A 16,722-nucleotide genomic window follows, 5' to 3' on the forward strand; every position below is an offset into this window, starting at 1 on the left:
GAAAGCGTCAGAACGACATCCGCGCACTGAATCGCACGGAGCGCGGCGCGTGATAGAGCACCGAACGGCGGCGCTCGATTCCGCCCGTGTTGACATTGGTGTATTCGACTTCGGAGTAGTCCTTCTGGTCGTCGAGCAGGTTGTAAACGTTGAGGGCGAAGCGCCACGAGGTGTCGCCCCACTTCGTCGTATAAACGAGACCGGTATCGAACTCGATGCGCTTCTCGATGGGCGGGGTCGGGTAAAGATTAGCCGCCAGATTGGAACCGCCGACCTGCACGGCCGTGGCTTGCGGACCGATGTATTTGGCCCCGAACAACAGCGAGAGGTTGCGCAGCGGACCATTCACAATCGTGTATTTGCTCCAGAATGACGCTTCGTCCTTGGCGCCGAAGAAGAGACTGGTGCCCTGCAATCCGCCGGTCGCGGAATCCGCCGGCACGATGTTGGAGGACGACACGGGTTGACCGTCCCGCAGGATCACGTCGGGGATGCCATCACCGTTGTTGTCCACTTCCTCGAGGCCGAATGCGGCCCGGCCGAGGGTGCGCACCCAGATGTCATACTCCGTGCCAAATTCAGTGCCGGAAACCTGGTCAATCGCGGGCACCAAATCAAATGGCGAGCTCACACTGCGGGCCGTGTGGGCGAAGTTCAGAATCATCTGCCAGTTTTCGATCGGTGAATAGATGACCTGGAAATCGAATCCTTTGGCCTTGTCACCGAAAGTGACGTTGGCACCCGCGTTACCGCTGGCGCTTTGACCGGCGTAGGTGCCCGTGATGCGGGCGTAACGAATCGGATCAAAATCCCCGTTGTTGGTGGAACGAGAATGGGTCACGTCGGCAAACGCGCGTTCGATTTCGTCACGGAAGCCGGCGGCATCGAGTTTGTTGTAGTCCAGAAAGACCACGTTTTGCGGATTGGGTGTATCGTTGAATAAACTCTCCACCGTCAGAATCCCGTCCGGATACTGGCGAGTCACAGGATCCTGGGCGATGTCCTCCGGATTGAAGTAGCTCGAATCCACCCCGTAATTGAGCACGGTCTGGCCGGACAAAATTTCCGAGGGATCGAAGTCGCTGAGCACTTGCCCGCCATTGCCGTTGCGGTTGGTGCCTCCCACCCATTGCGAAGGAGCGGGCGCGGCGGCAAAGTTCCAAATCGCGTTTTTGCGCTCGATCTCGTAAACGGAGAACGTGCCGGACAGACGGCCCTGGGCCAGTTCCCATTTGACGCCGACTTCCTTCGAGAGGCTGCGCTCCGCTTCAATGAAGTCCTCATTGCCGTCGAGCGCGCCGGTGTTGGGCGAAACCCCCTCCGCCGCCAAGGCGTAAACGGCCAGTCCGTCGCGAATGTCGTAACGCGCGGCAAAGGTGCCGGTCGTGACTTCAATCGGCTCATCAAAATTGTATTCGATGCGCTTGAAGCCGTCGGTGACATTGTCCGGGTTGTCGATCACGCCGCGAATGCCGTCATTGCGTTCGTATTCCTTTTCCAGGCCCTGGTAGCGGTCATGCCGCAGACCACCGATGACCATGATGCGATCATCCCAGAACCGCCCCTGATAAACGCCGTAGTGGCCGGAATACCACAGGTCGGTTTGTTGATACTCGCGCCCCGGTTGGGCCAGCAGCTCGCCGTTGTAGGTGATCGGCTCGGTATCGTAGATATCCCGGAAAACCAAGGGGTCATCCGTCGCCTCGGAAAGGGCGGGATTGGTGAGGTTGTTGGGCACGAACAGCCGGGCGAACAGTTCCGTGCCCTGCGCGTAATCGATCGTATCCTTGATGTCGTGACGTCCGACCAGAAGATTGTGCTGCGCGGGACCACCGATGAACGGCGTCTCAAATTCGTAGTTCACCCGCGCCCGGTATTGGGCGAACTCGCCCGCGGTCGGGGTGTTCTTCCAGTAGTAGCGCGCCGTCTTGAAATCGGTCGTGTCGTTGTAGATCGGGGACGGCGGGTTTTCGAACACCGTGATGTATTCGTCCGGCACATACTGAATCACCGTCCGGTAGGTCGGCGGGTTGGTGGGGATGCGAATCCGCCGTTTCACGAACAGGCTCGATTCCTGATTGTTGATGGTGGCGATGTTGAGGTCGAAGTCCTCCGAGGTCTGCGCGCCCCAGTAACCACCGAGATTGATGGCGAGTCCGTCCATCGGCGTGATATCCAGATTGGCCAGAAGGTTCCATTCCTCCCGCTCTTCGTAGGTGTCCGGGCCGGTGTAACGGTATTCCGGTCCCATGCCGCCGAAATCGCGGGCCCAGTTGATCTGCTCGTTGAATTCATTGCGCAGCGCTCCGCCGAACGAACGCGCATTGAGATCATCGTAGAGATACTGGGTGCCCGTGCCCCCAAAGTGGGTGTGACCGCGTTGGTATTCGATCAGCAGGTCGATGATGCTGTTGGGTTGAAATTCCAGTTGCCCCACGAAGAAGTCCAACTGCTTCGTCCGGAAATCGGTCCAATCGTCCCGCTCCTCGTGCGCATAACCGAATCGATAGCGCAACTTGTCGGTGATGGGCCCGGTATCCTCAATCGTATGACGTTGAAAACCGAAGCTGCCGAACGATGTCGTCGCGGCGAAACGATGCTCTGGCAGCGGTCGCTTGCCAACCACATTGGCAATGCCCGAAAGCACACCGATGCCATACAGCAGCGACGACGGTCCGCGCACCACTTCGATGCGCTCGTAGTTTAAGGAATCAAGAATGCCGCCCAAGGTGACACCGTATTCCGAAACCGTGCCTCCGACGCGGAAACCCATGCGGTTTTGGAACTGCACATTGTAACTCCGGATATTGATCGCGTTGCTAAAGCGGTTTCCCAGTCCCCCGTTGCTCGATGGTGAACGCTCGGCGGAATAAGATCCATTGGCCCCCGCTGAATTGGCCCCGCTGCTCTCGTTGTATTGGTCGGTGAAAACGCCGGACGTGTATTTGAGCGCCTCTTCAAAATCCGTGGCACCCAGGTCGTCCACAAACTCAGACGTGATAACCTCCAAGGGCATCGGCAGATCCTGAATCGCGGTGTTCAGACTCGTGCCGGAAATCGTGTTGGCCGCGCGATACCCCTTGTCCTGACTGGCATCGACATTGAAGACGGACAGAAGGACCACGTCCTCCTCGGCAGACTCGGCATTGGTTTCGACGGCCACCTGGGCCAGCAAAGTAACCGACGAAATCAAACCAACGGAAAGTGCCGCATACGCGCGGCCAAAGCGGGGGAATAAAGGAAACATAGGGCGAAGGGGCGAAAGGGTCACACGGCGTGAAGGGGTGGCCGCATCCAAGAATTAATAATTATTACCTTAGGGTTTTTTGCGCTGTCAACTCGTTTTCTGCGCTTCCCTTGGTGAATTTTCGCCCGCGCAGATAGTTTCTATCAGCAACCTGATCTATATTTATCAATTCCGCCCTGTAACCCGACCGTCACATCTGGACTGAACAATCCTGCGCTGGCTCAGCCTGGCTCGGTTTCACCACTATTCTGTCCCACCAACGTTCTTCCCGGTATTTTTCCTCAAATCATCCAAAGCGCCTTCCGCCACTCCGCACTTACCCTCGAATGAGAAATCTCGATCGGCTCGCCCAGGTAATAAATTTTTCGAGCGAGAGACCATGATCCCCCTCCGCCAAGCGAATCTATCCGTGGCGTTCCATTGATGTGTTTTTTCGTTGACTGACATTTTTTGCTGTTTTCTTACTGTTACCGAAAATGTCTACCGAGACTCGTTTCGATTTTTCCGTGCTTCGCACCCTTCGTCGGCAACACGATATGACGCTCAACGGGCTATCCGAAGCGTCCGGTGTCTCCGTCGCGGTGATTTCGAAACTGGAGCGCAACCAACAAACGGCGGCGATCGACACGCTTTACCGCTTGGGACGCGCCTTCGGACTGAGCGCCACCGACCTGCTCTCCATGGCAGAATCCTCCCTCGCTCACCGCGTCGGCGAAAAATCGCACGCGCACGGTGGATTTAGCTTCCGTGAAATCCGCTACGCCAACCTCGCTGCTCTGCTGGGATCGGCCCCGCAGGGAGCCGCCATTTCCCGTCCCGAAGTCCACCGCGACGACACCGAAGCCTGTTGGGTGCTCGAGGGAGAACTGCGTCTGAAACTCCCGCACGAGACCTGCAACCTCACCGCCGGCGACAGCGTTCAGTTCGACGCCATTCAAGAGCACACCTACGAGGCGCTCACCGACACCCGCTTCCTCATTCTCCATCTCCGCAAGGACAAACGCTACTGACGCAAAACGGTGGTATCCCTCCTCCGGATACCGCCCCACCCCTCACCTCCTTCATACCTCCCACTTCAAACTTCAACCCTCATACTTCTTACTTCTTTCTCCCATGCGTATTGACGAATCCCTGACCCTCGCCGACCTCGCGCCGGCCCTTTCCCGTTTTTGGCAGCTCTCCGGCGACAAGATCGACCTTATGCTCCGTGAATATGATCTCGCTCAGGGATCACCGGTTTTCACCCAGGCCGGCAAATATTCGACCCGGGGTTGGACCGAATGGACTGAAGGCTTTTACTACGGCTCGGCCTTCCTCCAATTCGACGCCACCGGCGAACAGCGTTTCGCCGATGAAGCCCGCAAGCTCACCGTCGAGCGCATGGCCTCGCACGTCTCGCACATCGGCGTGCACGACCACGGATTTAACAATCTCTCGACTTACGGCAACTGGCTGCGCCTCCAGCGCGAAGGCAAACTTCCGGCCGACCAAATCGATTTCTGCGAACTCGCCGTGAAAATTTCCGGGGCCGTGCAGGCCTCGCGCTGGTCACCCACCCACGACGGCGGCGGCTACATCTACTCCTTCAACGGTCCACACTCGCTTTTCGTCGACACCATTCGCAGCTGCCGGATCGTCATGGTCGCGCATGCCATGGGTCACAGCCTCATGGGCGAGAACGACGAGTCCAACTCCCTGCTCGAACGCGCCCTCCAGCACATCGAGGCCACCGCCCGCTACTCCGTGTTCTACGGCGAGGGTCGCGACAGCTACGACGAGTGGGGCCGCACCGCTCACGAATCGGTTTTCAACCCCAACGACGGTCGCTTCCGTTGCCCCAATTCCCAACAGGGTTACTCCGGCTTCACCACCTGGACCCGCGGGCTCGCCTGGGCCATGGTCGGATTCCCCGAGCAATTGGAGTTCCTCGACACCCTCAGCGATGCCGAGCTCGAGCCTTTCGGTGGTAAAGCCAAATGGCGTGAACTCATGCTCAAGGGCGCTCGTGCCACTTGCGACTGGTTCATCGCCAACACCCCTACCGACGGCATCCCTTACTGGGACGGCGGCGCTCCCGGTCTCGTCAATCTCGGCGATTGGCGCGAACGCGAATCCGAACCGTTCAATGCCCACGAGCCGATCGACAGTTCCGCCGCCGCCATCGGCGCGCAGGGGCTCATCCGTCTCGGTCGCTACCTCGGCGCCGACACCGCCGACGGTCGCCGTTACATCCAGGCCGGTCTCACCTCCTTCCGCACGCTGCTTACCGACACCTACCTCGGCATCGCGCCCGATCATCAAGGGCTCCTGCTCCACTCCATTTACCATCGCCCGAACAACTGGGACTACACGCCCGAGGGCCAATCCATCCCCTGCGGCGAGGCCTGCATGTGGGGTGATTATCACCTCCGCGAACTCGCGCTCTACGTCGATCGCCTTCGCCAGGATCAACCCGAGTATACGTTCTTCGGCTGCCTCAAATCCTAACCGCCATGTCTGCCGCCCCTCTCACCGATCTCGATCGGCTCTGTATCCACACCATCACGACCAAATCGTGGGACCTGGAAACCGCCGCCGCCAAGTTCTCCGCCGCCGGCGTCAAAGGCATCACCGTCTGGCGCGACACCTACGCTGATCGTGACATCGCCGCCACCGGACGCATGCTGCGCGACCACGACTTATCCATCGTCTCCACCTGTCGCGGCGGATTTTTCCCTGGTGCCACCGCGTCCGCCCGTCAGACCGCCATCGATGACAACCGACGGGCCATCGCCGAAGCCCACGAGCTCGGCGCGCCGTTGGTGGTCCTGGTTTGCGGTGCGGTCCCCGGTCAATCCCTCGAAGACTCCCGGAAACAGATCGCAGACGGCATTGCCGCCGTGCTGCCCGATTGTGAAGCCACCGGCGTGAAGCTCGGCATCGAGCCGCTTCACCCCATGTATGCCGACAGCCGCTCCGCCGTGAACACCCTCGGTCAGGCCAACGACATGTGCGAACAACTCAAGTCACCCCATGTCGGGGTGGCCGCCGACGTCTATCACTTGTGGTGGGATCCGAATCTGCAAACCGAGATCGCCCGCTGCGGTGAAATTGGCGCACTGTTCTCGTTCCACGTGTGCGACTGGCGCTCCCCCACGATCGATTTCCTCAACGACCGCGGACTCATGGGAGAAGGCTGCATCAACATCCCCCAAATCCGCGGCTGGGTCGAAGACGCCGGTTTCACCGGTTTCAACGAAGTCGAAGTCTTCTCCCACCGCCTCTGGGCCATGGATCAGGACGAATACCTCAAACAAATCATTCAAGCCTACCGCGACCACGTTTAACCCCTCACCTCAATTCATCCCTCAAACTTCTTACTTATAAAATGAAAACCATCGGCATCATCATGAACGGCGTCACCGGACGCATGGGCACCAACCAACACCTCATTCGCTCCATCAAGGCGATCATCGACCAAGGCGGCATCAAGTTGCCCGACGGCGAGGTCATCATGCCCGACCCGGTCCTCGTCGGCCGCAATCAGGCAAAACTCGAAGCCCTCGCCAAACGCGTCGGCGTCAGCAAAGTTTCGACCGATCTCGACGCCGAGTTGGCCAAGCCCGAGAACATCATCTACTTCGACTCCACCCTCACCGGTCAACGCCCCAACGGCGTGCGCAAGGCCATCGCCGCCGGCAAGCACATCTACTGCGAGAAACCCACCGCCACCACTTCGCAGGAAGCCATGGCGCTCTACAACGAAGTCACCGCCGCCGGTCTCAAGAACGGCGTCGTGCAGGACAAACTCTGGCTGCCCGGCTTGATGAAACTGCAGCACCTCATCGACACGGGCTTCTTCGGCAAAATCCTCTCCGTGCGCGGCGAATTCGGCTACTGGGTCTTCACCGGCGAACACGACACCCTGCAACGCCCTTCGTGGAACTACCGCAAGGAAGACGACGGAGGCATCATCGTGGATATGATCTGCCACTGGCAGTATGTGATCCAAAACCTCTTCGGTGACATCAAGTCGCTCACCTGCCTCGGCGCCACCCACATTCCCGAGCGCGTCGACGAGAGTGGTAAAACCTACAAGTGCACCGCCGACGACTCGGCCTACGCCACCTTCGAGCTCAAGAACGGCGTCATCTGCCACTTCAATTCCTCGTGGGATGTCCGCGTGGATCGCGACGACCTCCTCACCCTCCAGGTTGACGGCACCCATGGCTCCGCCGTCGCCGGCCTGCGGGATTGCAAATTCCAAGCCCTCGCCGCCACGCCTCGTTGTATCTGGAGTCCTGATACGGACAGCCCCATCAACTACAAGGACGGCTGGACCAAGGTCCCCACCAAGGAGCCTTTTGACAACGCGTTCAAGGTGCAGTGGGAACTCTTCCTCAAGCACGTCGTCACCGACTCCCCCTTCCCCTGGAACCTCAAGGAAGGCGCCAAGGGCGTGCAACTCGCCGAACTCGGTATCCAGTCCTGGGAAGAGCGCCGCTGGCTCGACATCCCCGAACTCTAAACCGGAATCGGAGCCCACGAAATCACACGAAAAAACACTAAAAACAATCCCGTAGATACGCCTGACCAACGAAATATTTCGTGTGGTTTAGTGTGATTTAGTGGGCCCATAAAATGAATAAAACTGCACTCGTCACCGGTGGTTCCCGCGGCATTGGCTTCGGCATCGCCACCGCCCTCGCCCAGGAAGGCTGGAACCTCGTCATCAACGGCATGCGTCCGGTCGAATCCGTTTCCGGTCCCCTCGATGAATTGCGCGCTCACGGCGTGCAAGTCGCCTACGCCCCCGGCGACATCGGCAGCGCCACCGGCCGCGCTGCCATCATCGCGGCCGCCCAGGCCGCCGCCGGTGGATGCATCAACCTGCTCGTCAACAACGCCGGTGTCGCCCCCAAGGTGCGCGCCGACTTGCTGGAAACGTCCGAGGAGAGCTACGACTTCGTAGTCGATACCAACCTCAAGGGCGTATTCTTCCTCACGCAGGCCTTCGCCAAGGCCATGGTCGCGGCCAAACAGGCCGATGCCACGTTCTCCGGCGGCATCATTAACATCACGTCGATCTCGGCCACCGTGGTCAGCATCAACCGCGGCGAATACTGCATCGCCAAGGCCGGCTTCGGCATGCTCACCCAGCTCTTCGCGACCCGCTTGGGCGGCGAAGGCATCCCGGTCTACGAGGTGCGCCCCGGTGTCATCAAGACCGACATGACCTCCGGCGTGACCGACAAATACGACAAACTCATCGCCGAAGGGCTCTGCGTGCAGCCGCGCTGGGGCTTCCCCGACGACATCGGTAAATCCGTCGCCGCGCTCGCTCGCGGGGACTTCCCCTTCAGCACCGGCCAAGTCGTCATGGTTGACGGCGGCCTGACAATTCCCCGTCTTTAAAGCCCCCCCCTTAATAGCCATGTCATTGAACATCCGTCCTGCTTCCGAATGCCAATTTGATCAGATCTCGCTCGGCGAGGTCATGCTGCGTCTCGACCCCGGTGAGGGTCGCATCCGCACCACCCGCTCCTTCCGAGCGTGGGAAGGCGGCGGCGAATACAACACCTCCCGCGGCCTGCGCAAATGCTTCGGCTACAAAACCGGCGTCGTCACCGCCTTCGTCGATAACGAGGTCGGCCATCTCATCGAGGACTTCATCATGCAGGGCGGCGTCGCCACCGACTTCATCCAATGGCGTGAAGACGACGGCATCGGCCGCAGCGTGCGCAACGGCCTCAACTTCACCGAACGCGGCTTCGGCATTCGCGGCGCGGTCGGCGTGCCCGATCGCGGCAACACCGCCGTATCCCAACTCAAAGTCGGCGACGTCGATTGGGATCACATCTTCGGCGAGCTCGGTGCCCGCTGGTTCCACACCGGCGGCATCTACGCCGCGCTCTCCGAGACCACGCCCGAAGTCGTGCTCGAAGCCGTGCAGTCCGCCCAAAAATACGGCACCATCGTTTCCTACGATCTCAACTACCGCCCGTCGCTGTGGAAGAGCATCGGCGGCCACGCCCGCTGCCAGGAGGTCAACCGCGAGATCGCCAAATACGTCGATGTCATGATCGGCAACGAGGAAGACTTCACCGCCTCCCTCGGCTTTGAAGTCGAAGGCGTCGACGAGAACATCAGCGAAATCGAAACCGGCGCCTTCCAGCGCATGATCGAAACCGCCGTCGCCGCGTATCCAAACTTCAAGGTCGCCGCCACCACCCTGCGCCGCGTCATCACCGCCACCAAGAACGACTGGAGCGCCATCCTCTGGCACGACGGTAAATTCCACGAGAGCCGCAAGTATCCCGAACTTGAGATCCTCGACCGCGTCGGCGGCGGCGACAGCTTCGCCTCCGGCGTGCAGTTCGGCTTCATGGAATTCAACGACGCCCAAAAGGCCGTCGAATACGGCGCCGCCCACGGCGCCCTCGCCTCTACCACCGCCGGCGACACCTCCATGGCCACCCGCAAGGAAGTGGAGAAACAAATCTCGGGTGGCGGCGCCCGCGTCGTCCGGTAATCAACCGTCACACTCAACATGTTCGCTGAAGCCACTCGCACTCGCCTGTCCGCCGCCGGAGTCGTTCCGGTCGTGGTCATCAATGACGCCGCTCAAGCCGTCCCGCTCGCTCGCGCGTTGCTCGCGGGTGGCGTCGGTGTGATCGAACTCACCCTGCGCACCGCCGCTGGACTCGATGCCATCAAAGCCATCGCCACCGAAGTGCCCGACATGCTCGTCGGCGCCGGCACGGTCCTGACCACCGAGCAAGTGCGCGAGGTCCACGCCGCTGGCGCCGCCTTCGCGGTCGCTCCGGGAACCTCCCGCACCACCCTCGCCGCGGCATTGGAAGTTGGGCTGCCCTTCGCCCCCGGCGTGATGACGCCCAGCGACATCGAAACGGCCATGACCATGGGCTGCCGCATGCTGAAATTCTTCCCGGCCGAAAGTGCCGGCGGCGTGCCTCACCTCAAGGCGATGTCCGCGCCCTACGCCCACCTCGGCGTCAAGTTCATGCCCACCGGCGGCATCAAGTCCGGCCAACTCGCCGACTACCTCGCCGTGAAAACAGTCGCCGCCGTCGGCGGCTCCTGGCTCGCCACCGCCGCCCAAATCGACGCCGGAGATTGGGACGCCATCACGGCCCAAGCCGCCGACGCCATGGCCATCGTGCGCCAAGCCCGCGGCTGATAATCAGCGACGTAATTTTTTCCACAGAGACGCCAGGACGCAGAGCTCGCAGAGGGCAATGTATCTTGAGACGAGACTTCGCGCCCCCCGCGTCTTGTATGTTGCACCCCGTGATTACGAGTCATTGTGCACCGGCAAGAGGCGAAGCCGAAGCCGGCTTCGGCGCGATTGCACCATCGGCGTTCAACGTTTGAATGGTGCCTCCCAGGTTGCCGTGCGGGTCGGCCGCCCGCACGGCTCGGCTCCCCTTTTAGTCTGAACCTACATCACCGGCCGTTCCGCATAGGCGTTGGGGCAACAGCCCCATTGAACCCGACCCTTTTCGGCTACTTTTCTACTCTCTCGATTTGGGCTTGGAGAGCTCGTTTAGAAAAAGTTTGGCGCCGATGACGTTTTCGGACCCGAAATTACGCTCTTAACACATAGGGAGCCACACTCCCTCGGAGTTCAACAACGTCTTCACCACCGATAGCCAAACCTGAACGATAGCCGGTCATGATTCCTCAGCCACTTCCTCAAAGTCTAAAACACACGCTCACAGCCCCGTTCCCATCGGCCCTAAAACGATTCAGCGTGGGTCTTCTCGGCGCTCTCCTGCTGGGCGCATCCGCTCAAGCCCAAACGACCATCACTTGGGAAACCGCCCATAATATTACCGGCGATACCGATGTGCTCACCACCGGCACGTTGGTTGACGCCTTCAACTTGGGTGGCTCAGGAGTTCCAGCTACCACGGTCAACGGCGTCACATTTTCTTCGTTCGAGTTCCCTGGAGGCGATTCGTCCTCCATCACCCTAGGCAATTATAGCTTCATGGAAGACCCGGGCTTTCTGAGATTTTTTAATGACTTGGGCAATTCCGATAGTGGAGAGTTCGCCAACTTGTCAGCGTCTTATCAGTCGTTACTCTCGAGCACTGTGGGGGCCAATAACACTATTACGCTCACCCTTACCGTCAGCGGTCTGGAGGCAGGCAACCAATATCTTTTCCAATGGTGGAACAGTGTTTCCGGTGAGAATGATTCCTTTTTCTCCACAGCAACCGCGGGCAACGCACTTGTGCTCGATTCAAATACGGGCGACGCCGTCGGCGCACTGGGTGAGTATGGAGTCGGATACTTCACCGCCATCGGATCGACCATGGACATAGCATTCACCGGCACGGACACTCCCTTCCTCAACGCGTTTCAGCTTCGCAACGTTTCGGCCGTGCCCGAGCCCGCTTCCGCCGCCGCGGTCTTCGGCATGTTGGCCTTGGGGGCCGTGATGGCGCAACGTCGCCCCGCCCGCAGAGAAGCCCGCTACACAAATAATCTTTAGGGCCAAAATTCTCCCTCGGCCAGAAAAGGCCTTGAGGGGTTGGGGATTCCAGCTCCAATCCGACCGCGATCTGGTGACCAGAGAGTAAGTGGTTCACGGCTGCGGTCACCGGACTAGGGCTTGCTCCCGCATCGTCTTGGAATCTCCTCGTTGCGGTTCAGCTCGGTTCATTGCGCGATTTCCCGTAGGCATCGCCGAACTGCGGAAGTTTACCTGCCGAGGAGAAACTGCGGATTCTCGAGGTTGTGTGGTGACGATGAAAACTCGTCCGAAAGCTGTTCGTGGCCAGAAGCCGAGTTGCATACAACGAAAGCGGATTTCAAAGCCGGAAAGCTTGAGCCCCTCGATTGGGAAGCGGCCAGCGGACGACGTGGAAGTCGTCCCTCCGATTCGCGACTTCGAGAATCCAAACCCTCTGTTCGAAAACCGCTCCCAGTCTCGACCACTATCTCGATTGCCGGCATCGCCGCATCCTCCGGCAGAGACCTCAGACAGGACGTTCGAGACCCAGCTTCTTAATCCGATCGCGAATCGTGCTGGCGGGGCGATTCAGGAGGTCCGCGGCCCCACCGCGCCCCCCCACCTGCCAACGGCAGCGACGCAACGCGCGCTGCAGGATCTCTCGCTCCATGACTTCAAGTTGATCCAGGCTGTCCGGCATCGGTCCCGTCGCCTCAGCGCTCGGCAACGCCAGATCGGATTCCCGCAGGGTATCGCCCCGCGCCACGATGGCCGCACGTTCCAGCACGTTCTGCATTTCACGAATATTCCCCGGCCAGGGATACGCCCGCAACGCCTCCAACGCATTGGCCTCGATCTGCTTCAATCGCTTGCCCAATCGCCGAGCGTGCAACTGCACGAAGTGATGCGCCAGCAGATCGATGTCGCCGGTGCGTTCCCGCAGCGGGGGCAGCTCCACCGGAAACACGTTCAGCCGGTAATAGAGATCACGGCGGAAGCGGCCTGCTTCGACTTCCTTTAGCAGGTCGCGGTTGGTCGCCGCAATCAGTCGAACATCGACCCGGATGGTTTCCGAGCCGCCCACGCGTTCGAACTCCCGTTCCTGCAGAACCCGCAGTAACTTGATCTGGGTTTCCGCCGGCAGTTCGCCGACTTCGTCCAGCAACAGCGTGCCTTGATGGGCCAGCTCGAATCGACCCTGACGTTGTTTCATCGCCCCCGTGAACGCGCCCTTTTCGTGACCGAACAACTCGCTCTCGACCAGATTCGGCGCGATCGCTCCACAGTTCACTTTGATCAACGGAAACGCTTTGCGCCGACTGTGCTGATGCACCGCCCGGGCCACCAACTCCTTGCCCGTGCCGGACTCGCCGGTGACCAGCACGGTGGAATCAGTAGGCGCCACCTGCGCCACCTGCGTCATGGTCTCCGCGAGCGTCGGACTCTGGCCGACGATTTCGCCGAAGTTGTGCGACGTGGAAATTTCCTGCCGCAGATAAACGACTTCGTTCTGCAGGCGGTTCTTGAGTTTTTCGAGATCCGCCAGCGCCGTCCGCAATTCAGCGGTGCGTTCATCAACCCGTTTTTCAAGGTCCGCGTTCGCCTCCATGAGTTTCGTTTCCGCCGCCCGCCGGAAAGCCACCTCTTGCTCAAGGTCCTGTTGCAACGCGCGCAACGCGAGCTGGGTTTTTACCCGGGCCAGCACTTCCTCGGCTTGGAACGGCTTGGTCACAAAGTCCGTGGCCCCCGCCTCGAAGCCCTTCACCTTGTCCGCCGTATCCGACAACGCAGTCATGAAAATCACCGGCAAATGGCGCGTCGATGCGACCGCCCGCAGCCGACGGCAGGTTTCGTAACCATCGAGCTCCGGCATCATCACATCGAGCAACACCAAGTCAGGTGCCTCGTGCACGATCTGCCGCAGAGCCGCCACGCCATTGCGCGCCACTCGAACGTCGAAACCGGCGTTGGCCAAGGTATCGAACAACACGGCGACATTCGCCGGGGTATCGTCGACCACCAGGATGGATCCGTGTTCAGCATTCATGGCTCGAGGAAGAGGATAACGCCGGCACCGCCTGGTCAATCAACGCCACCACCCTATCCGGATCGAATCCGTCGATCGCGGCATCCATTTCGCGAACCAGCGCATCGCTCGCCGGCAGCGCTTTTCGCAGGGCAGTCCATTCGCTTCGGATCCGCGCGATCTCGCCACGGACCGCCGCCAGGCGCAGCCCGTCCCATGGGGCGCTTGCATACCGGGCGGCCAACCGCGGAGCGATTGAGCCCGTATCCGGCGCGTCCGCCCGGATCCAGACGAGATCCAACTGCCGCTCCAGCACCGCCACCAACGCCGACTCCCGGATCGGTTTGGGCAGAAAGTCATGGCACCCCGCGGCGATACTCTGACTACGATCTTCCTCAAACACACTGGCGGACGAGGCTACAATCTTCAGGTGATTCCACGCCGCCTCCTGTCGAATCCGGCGCACCGCTTCGAACCCGTCCATCACCGGCATGACCAGGTCGATGATCACTAGATCGAAGGGTTCCGCCCCCAACTTGCGCAGAGCCTCCCCGCCATCTTCCGCCTGGTCCACGAGGAACCCCAGGGCGGTGAGCATCTGGGCGACCATCTCGCGATTATCACGGTGGTCATCGACCACCAGCACGCGCCGACGTTCTCCTTCGTATCCAGTTGGCAATGACAACGGGGCATCGGTGACGGCGCTGCCCCCGGCTTCCGGCAACGGCAGTTCGACTTGGAATACGCTGCCCCCGCCGACGCGATCCGCGACACTGAGGCGACCGCCCATGAGTCCGGTGAGTTTCCGACTGATCGCCAGCCCCAGTCCGGTCCCCTCATGCACCCGTTCTCCGGGGGACACGTGGCGAAACGGCTCGAAGATGGCTTCCTTGAGCGCGTCCGGCACCCCGGGCCCGGTGTCCTCGATCCGCACCCGCACCCACGCGTCATCGTCCGTCGATCGTCCTGCCGCGACCCGCACGAAACCTTGATCCGTAAATTTGACGGCGTTGCCCACCACGTTCACGAGAACTTGGCGCCAGTGCCGTTCATCACCGGTCACCGGTCGGTGGAGTTCGTCACCGATCTCGACCTCAAGCCGCAGGCCTTTCTCGCGAGCCTTGAGCCCCATCATATCGACGACTTGGTTCATCACTCCGGCCGGCCCGAATTCACCGGTCGTGATTTCGATTTTGCCGGCTTCGATGCGCGACATGTCCAGGATGTCGTTAATGAGCGCCAGGAGGTGGTCCCCACTGCGGCGAATCGTGGTCGCGGCCCGCCGGGTTTGTTCATCCGAATCCGACGCGCGTTCGAGGATTTGCGCATAACCCATGATGGCGTTGAGCGGCGTGCGCAGTTCATGGCTCATGCTCGCCAGAAACGCGCTCTTCGCGCGACTCGCGCGGTCCGCCGTCGCCAGCGCTTCAGCGGCGGCCATTTCCGCGCGCTGCGTGCGTTCCACTTCCGACTGCAGGTCGCGGGTCTTGACGGCCACCTCGCGCTCCAGGTTTTCCGTCGCCCGCGCTTCGAGCTCCCGCCGCGATTCCAGATGGCGGATCGACTCCTGCCGGGCCGCGTCACGCGCCCGGACGATGCCCGCCACTTGATCGGCAATGGCGAAGCTCAACAAAAACGCCTGCACCTCCGCGAAGAGGTGGGAAAAATCCAGGGCCGCGATGGGAAACGGCGCGCCGGGCACGACGCCAAAACGCACCCCCTGTTGGTAGGCATTGAACAGGATGAACACGCCCACGGCCGGCAGAAAGAGCCGCGCATGTCGCACCCCGCGGCGCCACGCCAGAAAGGCCGCCACGATCAGGAGCACATTGGTGAGCACGTTCTTGCCGATCCAGAACGCGGCGAAGGCGTTCCAGCCGAAACCGTCATGCGTGATGCGAGCGACCAGCAGGATCAGCACGTGCAGCACCGCCGTGGCCTTGAGCAACCGGTCCATCATCGGCATCCGTTCCGGCAACTCGAGAAAGTGGCGGCTGAACCAGATCAACGCCAGATAAGCGAGCGACACCGCCGCGACCGCCGACTCGAAGAAGCCGTCCTCACTGAGCCACGGCCACCAGCCACTCTGCGCGTAGTGCAACATCGAAGCATGCACCTGCGTCGCGACCAGAAACAACAGGAAGTAGAATTGATACCGCCGACGCAGTCCCGCGAACACCACGCAGTGCACCAGGATCAACGTGATGATCACCCCGCTGTTGATGAAATACAGTCCGTCCAGCCGGGTATTGGTGAGCACCGCCGCGGCATCATCCCCCCACAGGAAGAATGACGGGAAAAACTTCTGGTGGGTATGGGCGTGCAGGTAAACCGCGTCCACCGCGGCGACGTTCGATGGGACCAGTAGCGTGAAGCCCGACCCCCGCCCGCTGCGTTCCGCCAACGGCACTTCATAACCCGTGCGTGCCACGACCGTGCCCTCCGCGTCGTGCAACGTCAGCTCGCGCAGCGTCCATATATTCCGACCTTCATTAAACTGAATTAACAGCGAGCCGTCCGGCCCGCGGTCCTCCGGCCGCAGCCGGATGCGCAGCCAATATTCCCCGTGAGCTCGGCCGTGCAGTCGCCCGCCGAATTCGCTTAAGGGCTGAAAGCGCGCATCGAGTTCGCCCGCCACCACCGCGGTCCCGTCGAAGGGTGCCGCCGGATCATCGATCAAAAACGTCAGGTCCGGCTCCGCATCCCGCCATTCCCCGCCGCCGCGGCTCAACGTCCACATCAACATCGCGACGACGACCGCGAAGATGCACAGGCCAGGCAAAACCAGCGCACTCCCCAACACCAGACGGCGCAATCGTGCCGGGGCAGAAGATCCGAGGGACGGGTCGGCGGCGTTCATCGGCGGAAAGCGGTGGCGCTACCCGCGCAAGCAAGCGGCGAAGGGCCCGCGCCCGCCCCAATGCGGGCAGGCCAAGACATGAGAATGGGAAGACGAAAAGCCATGATCATGACGATATAACACGCGGC

11 protein-coding genes are annotated in these 16,722 nt (G+C 60.8%); 8 read left to right on the forward strand and 3 right to left on the reverse strand.

Annotated features, from left to right (window positions below; all coding sequences use genetic code 11):
* Positions 1-7: 7 nt before the first annotated feature.
* The gene (locus PXH66_RS10210; RefSeq protein ID WP_330931489.1) at positions 8-3,247 is read right to left on the reverse strand and encodes a TonB-dependent siderophore receptor; all 3,240 of its coding nucleotides are present in this window, start codon (positions 3,245-3,247) and stop codon (positions 8-10) included.
* A gap of 476 nt (positions 3,248-3,723) precedes the next feature.
* Between PXH66_RS10210 and PXH66_RS10215 the strand changes: the two genes are divergently transcribed.
* The 8 genes from PXH66_RS10215 to PXH66_RS10250 all read left to right on the forward strand — a co-directional run bounded on the left by PXH66_RS10215 (position 3,724) and on the right by PXH66_RS10250 (position 11,747).
* Positions 3,724-4,257, forward strand: coding sequence for a helix-turn-helix domain-containing protein (locus PXH66_RS10215; protein WP_330931490.1), 534 nt, complete (start codon positions 3,724-3,726; stop codon positions 4,255-4,257).
* Positions 4,258-4,360: 103 nt separating this feature from the next.
* Positions 4,361-5,734 (forward strand): glycosyl hydrolase, encoded by a 1,374-nt coding sequence (locus tag PXH66_RS10220; RefSeq protein ID WP_330931491.1) that lies wholly within the window; start codon positions 4,361-4,363, stop codon positions 5,732-5,734.
* A 5-nt stretch (positions 5,735-5,739) separates the two neighbouring features.
* The gene (locus PXH66_RS10225) at positions 5,740-6,573 is read left to right on the forward strand and encodes a sugar phosphate isomerase/epimerase family protein (RefSeq protein ID WP_330931492.1); all 834 of its coding nucleotides are present in this window, start codon (positions 5,740-5,742) and stop codon (positions 6,571-6,573) included.
* Positions 6,574-6,614: 41 nt separating this feature from the next.
* Positions 6,615-7,754: a Gfo/Idh/MocA family protein gene (locus tag PXH66_RS10230; RefSeq protein WP_330931493.1), complete on the forward strand. Its 1,140-nt coding sequence runs from the start codon at positions 6,615-6,617 to the stop codon at positions 7,752-7,754.
* A 113-nt stretch (positions 7,755-7,867) separates the two neighbouring features.
* Positions 7,868-8,641 carry a 3-ketoacyl-ACP reductase gene (locus tag PXH66_RS10235; RefSeq protein ID WP_330931494.1) on the forward strand — a complete coding sequence of 258 codons (774 nt, stop codon included), beginning with the start codon at positions 7,868-7,870 and terminating at the stop codon, positions 8,639-8,641.
* A gap of 19 nt (positions 8,642-8,660) precedes the next feature.
* Entirely contained in the window at positions 8,661-9,758 is a 1,098-nt protein-coding gene (locus PXH66_RS10240) for a sugar kinase (protein ID WP_330931495.1), read from the forward strand.
* An 18-nt stretch (positions 9,759-9,776) separates the two neighbouring features.
* A complete protein-coding gene (gene eda / locus PXH66_RS10245) occupies positions 9,777-10,427 on the forward strand; it encodes a bifunctional 4-hydroxy-2-oxoglutarate aldolase/2-dehydro-3-deoxy-phosphogluconate aldolase (protein WP_330931496.1) in 651 nt (216 codons plus the stop codon).
* A 495-nt stretch (positions 10,428-10,922) separates the two neighbouring features.
* Positions 10,923-11,747 (forward strand): hypothetical protein, encoded by an 825-nt coding sequence (locus tag PXH66_RS10250; RefSeq protein WP_330932348.1) that lies wholly within the window; start codon positions 10,923-10,925, stop codon positions 11,745-11,747.
* A gap of 487 nt (positions 11,748-12,234) precedes the next feature.
* Here PXH66_RS10250 and PXH66_RS10255 read toward each other — a convergent pair whose 3' ends face one another.
* Together PXH66_RS10255 and PXH66_RS10260 are read right to left on the reverse strand one after the other, a co-directional pair.
* A complete protein-coding gene (locus tag PXH66_RS10255; protein WP_330931498.1) occupies positions 12,235-13,755 on the reverse strand; it encodes a sigma-54-dependent transcriptional regulator in 1,521 nt (506 codons plus the stop codon).
* The gene (locus PXH66_RS10260; RefSeq protein ID WP_330931499.1) at positions 13,745-16,594 is read right to left on the reverse strand and encodes a response regulator; all 2,850 of its coding nucleotides are present in this window, start codon (positions 16,592-16,594) and stop codon (positions 13,745-13,747) included. The genes PXH66_RS10255 and PXH66_RS10260 overlap by 11 nt, the downstream gene beginning before the upstream one ends.
* Between the last annotated feature and the right edge of the window lie 128 nt (positions 16,595-16,722).

The organism is Synoicihabitans lomoniglobus (assembly GCF_029023725.1).
Lineage (GTDB): Bacteria > Verrucomicrobiota > Verrucomicrobiia > Opitutales > Opitutaceae > Actomonas > Actomonas lomonigloba.